3 protein-coding genes are annotated in these 3,828 nt (G+C 69.5%); 2 read left to right on the forward strand and 1 reads right to left on the reverse strand.

Translation table 11 applies throughout. The features are described from left to right. Positions 1-200 precede the first annotated feature (200 nt). Positions 201-971 carry a deoxyribonuclease IV gene (locus tag TY25_RS19350; RefSeq protein WP_042258179.1) on the reverse strand — a complete coding sequence of 257 codons (771 nt, stop codon included), beginning with the start codon at positions 969-971 and terminating at the stop codon, positions 201-203. A 130-nt stretch (positions 972-1,101) separates the two neighbouring features. On the opposite strand from TY25_RS19350, the gene TY25_RS40640 reads away from it, so the two are divergent. After that, on the forward strand, positions 1,102-2,442 hold the full coding sequence (locus TY25_RS40640) for a serine/threonine-protein kinase (RefSeq protein ID WP_052383072.1): 1,341 nt from the start codon (positions 1,102-1,104) through the stop codon (positions 2,440-2,442). Between the two features lie 415 nt (positions 2,443-2,857). After that, positions 2,858-3,828 (forward strand): serine/threonine-protein kinase (locus tag TY25_RS19365; RefSeq protein ID WP_042258183.1); only part of this gene is annotated, 971 nt, incomplete at its 3' end.

Here is a 3,828-nt window from a genome sequence, read left to right on the forward strand (position 1 = left end):
AGAACTCAGAACCAGTGCGCGAGCCGGACAACCGCGCGATGCGGAACTCATGAAGCGCAGCGGCCATCCGACGCACGCTTTCTCGGCGTCGGACTCGGCGCCGCGATAGCGCCTGCCACGAAACCTGTTGAGGCGCAAGCCTCAACGCGCCCCGAGTGTCTGGCACACGCACCGGAGCCGCGAGCAGCGGGAAGCTGGAATTACCCCACGTGTTCGCGCAGGTACGCCAAATCTTCGGCTACGCCGTCGCCCGGGGTTTCCAGGATGACCGGGGCGTCCGCCGTTTTGCAGACTTCGGCGAGCAGTTGCGGGTCGATGGTGCCGTCGGCGAAGTTGGCGTGCCGGTCGGCGCCGGAGTTGAATTCGTCGCGGGAGGAGTTGAGGTGCACCAGGTCGATGCGGCCGGTGATCGCCTTGATCCGTTCGACGATGCCGACGAGGTCTTCGCCCCCAGCCCAGGCGTGACAGGTGTCCAGGCAGAACCCGGCGCCGTAATCGCCTACGGCGTCCCACAATCGGGCGATCGAATCGAAATGCCGGGCCATGGCGTGATTGCCGCCCGCGGTGTTCTCGATCAGGATCGGCACGGCGAAGCCGCCTTTGTCCTGCTGGCGTTCGAACAGCTTGCGCCAGTTGTCGATACCGGTGTCGAGTTCGGCGTCGGAGCGCACGTGCCCACCGTGCACGACGAGACCGAGGGCACCGAGCTCGGCGGCCGCTTTGGCCTGCTGGGCGACGGCGTTGCGCGACGGCATGCGCAACCGGTTGTTCAGGCTCGCCACATTGATCTGATAGGACGAGTGCACCACCACGTCGATCGGGCTGGCCAGAATCTCTTCGGTGCGTGGATGGGGTGTGGGCTTGTCCCAACTCTGCGGATCGACGACGAACATCTGGATGACATCGGCGCCGAGTTTCTCACCGAAGCCGATCGGGTCGCTGTCGAGCCGGACGTGTGCTCCAATGCGCATAGGGGCCAGCTTAACGACCACCCCCGACAGCGATCCGAGGATGCGCAGACCCGGTCTGTTGCATCACAGAGCCCCCGCGAGATACATCGGTAGTATCCGCGCGCTCGACCCGACCAGGGGGTGCACACCCGTGTTGCAGACTGGCGAAGTCTTCGCCGGCTATGTCATCAGACGCGTCCTCGGCCAAGGCGGTATGGGCATCGTCTACCTGGCACAGCATCCGCGGCTACCTCGGCTGACCGCCCTCAAACTGTTGAAACGCGAGCTGTACACCGAGCTGGAGATCCGGCGGCGGTTCGAGCGCGAAGCCGATCTCGCGGCCGGACTCGATCACCCGAACATCGTCACGGTCTTCGACCGCGGGGCGCAGGATCAGCAGCTGTGGATCTCCATGCAGTACGTGCCGGGCGCGGACGCCTCCTGCGCCGACGTGAACGTGCTCGAGCCGGGACGCGCCGTACAGATCGTCGGAGCCACCGCGAACGCCCTGGATTTCGCGCACGCGAATCGGGTGCTGCACCGCGACGTGAAACCGGCCAACATCCTGCTGGCCAAGGCGCCGATCGGACAGCACGAACGGGTGCTGCTCACCGATTTCGGGATCGCGAGCGTGCGCGGCAGTGACACCACGCTGAGCTCGTCGGGTGCGATCACCGCGACGCTGGCGTTCGGTGCGCCGGAACAGCTGATCGGCCGGCCGCTCGACGACCGCGCCGATCAGTATTCGCTCGCGTGCACACTGTTCTGGATGCTCACCGGCGCGCCGCCCTATCCCGGCACCAACCCGGCCGCGGTCGTGCACGGCCACTTGCACGCCCCGGTGCCCGCGCTGAGCCGCATCCGCCCCGGCCTGCCGCCCGCCCTCGACCGGGTTCTCGCCCGCGCGCTCGCCAAAAACCCCGCCGACCGCTACCCCAGCTGCGCCGAGTTCGCCGCCGCGGCCGAGCACGCCCTCGCCGCCGCGCCGCACCACCAGCCGCCCTACCCGCACTACGCACCCCGGCCCGCCGCGACGCGCCCGCTGCCCTCGCACGCCGGAGCGTGGTCGACGCCCTCACACCCACCGCAGCACACCGCGCCCAGCCGACAGCAGCCGATGCACTCGGACCGGACCGCCGACGTGCCCTCGAACGGGGCGACGACGCCCGCGACCGTTCCTTCGCACGCCCCGGATCGAAGCCCACACTCCCTGCCGCAATCCGGTGTCTCGCCCCCGGGTCGGCCGGACGCGACAGCGACGTCTTCGCAACACGCCCCCGCCGCGCCGCCGCGAAGCGCCCCCGCCGCGCCGAACCAGCCGCATGCCACATGGCACAGTCGACCGACGCCACCGCAACCGCAACTCGCGCCGCCGCCGTTTCTAGCCGCACCGCCCGAACCCGCACCGCAACCGCGATCCGCCCCGCATAACCCACCGTCGCCGCCGCAGTGCCCACCGCCAAGCCCTCCGGCGACGACGCCGATCGCCTAGACGTCCGGGGAGCGCGCCGATCGCGCACCGGGCGAACGGCCGCCGGGCGGACAGTCCGGGAACGGCGCATCGGGGCCGAGCGTGCCGCGGGCGCCGAGATCGGTTCCCCCGCAGCCCTTTCCGGCGCCCCGCCTGCCGGTTCGGCGCGGGACGATCGAGATGCCCGACCTGCCGCGGCGGCCCGGTTCGGCGGGCCGCACCCAGGCTCCGCCCCCAGAATCACGGCCACCGCCGATAGCGATCAGCTATCGAATATCGCTGGTGCCGACCGGCTTTCGCCGCAAAGCCGACGGTCCTGCGACAACTGCTATGGTTTCGATGTTTTCCGTGGTCCGGCCAGTGCCTGATCGCGCGTACTTATGCTGTACGCCTGTTCGCCGGTGGGTCCCGGCGCGCGGCGGGAAGTGGAGCAGACATGCTGGCCAGCGGTGACGTCTTCGCCGGCTATGTCATCGATCGGCAACTGGGTCGCGGTGGCATGGGTTCGGTCTACCTGGCGAAACACCCTCGGCTACCGCGGATGACCGCGTTGAAGTTGCTGAATCGGGAGATGTTCTTCGACAAGGAGGTGCGGGCGCGGTTCGAACGGGAGGCGGATCTGGTCGCCCAGCTCGATCACCCGAACATCGTCACGGTGTACGACCGCGGCCTCGAGGACGAGCAGCTGTGGATCTCGATGCAGTTCATCGACGGTATCGACGCCGCGTCGGTGCAACCGCAGGCCCTGCCGCCGCAGCGCGCCGTGCAGATCATCAAGGAAACCGCCGACGCGCTGGATTACGCGCACGGCATCGGCGTCCTGCACCGCGATGTGAAACCCGCGAACATCCTGCTGGCCCGCTCCGGCGGCGGCCGCGGCGAACGCGTCTATCTCACCGACTTCGGTATCGCCCGGTTCCGTGACGACACCGGCCACCTGACGCAGACCGGCACCTTCACCGCCACGCTGGCCTACGCCTCGCCCGAACAGCTCACCGGGGCGTCGCTGGATCACCGCTCCGATCAGTATTCACTGGCGTGCTCGCTGTTCTGGCTGCTCACCGGGTCGGGCCCGTTCGCCGCGACCAATCCGGCGGCCGTCATCCAGGGGCACCTGCAAGGCACGGCACCCGCTTTGAGCACCCATCGGCAGGGCCTGCCGTACGCCTTGGACGGCGTGCTGGCCAAGGCGATGGCCAAGCGCCCGGACGACCGGTTCCCCACCTGCGCCGATTTCGCCGCCGCCGCCAAGCAGGCACTCAACGCGCCCAGCGCGCCGTCCATGCCGCTGGCCGGCGGGCCGCGCCCGTACACCGCCCCGCCGATCCCGGTGACCGGCCCACGCCCGACGACCGCGCCGCCGATCCCGGTGACCGGCCGGCCCTACCAGCACGCGCCGACCCCGCC

The organism is Nocardia brasiliensis NBRC 14402 (genome assembly GCF_000308475.2).
GTDB classification, from domain to species: Bacteria; Actinomycetota; Actinomycetes; order Mycobacteriales; family Mycobacteriaceae; genus Nocardia; species Nocardia brasiliensis.

Excerpts from the sequence above, each read along its gene's own strand:
- TY25_RS19350 (WP_042258179.1), bottom strand. The coding sequence starts at position 971 with ATGCGCATTGGAGCACACGTCCGGCTCGACAGCGACCCGATCGGCTTC.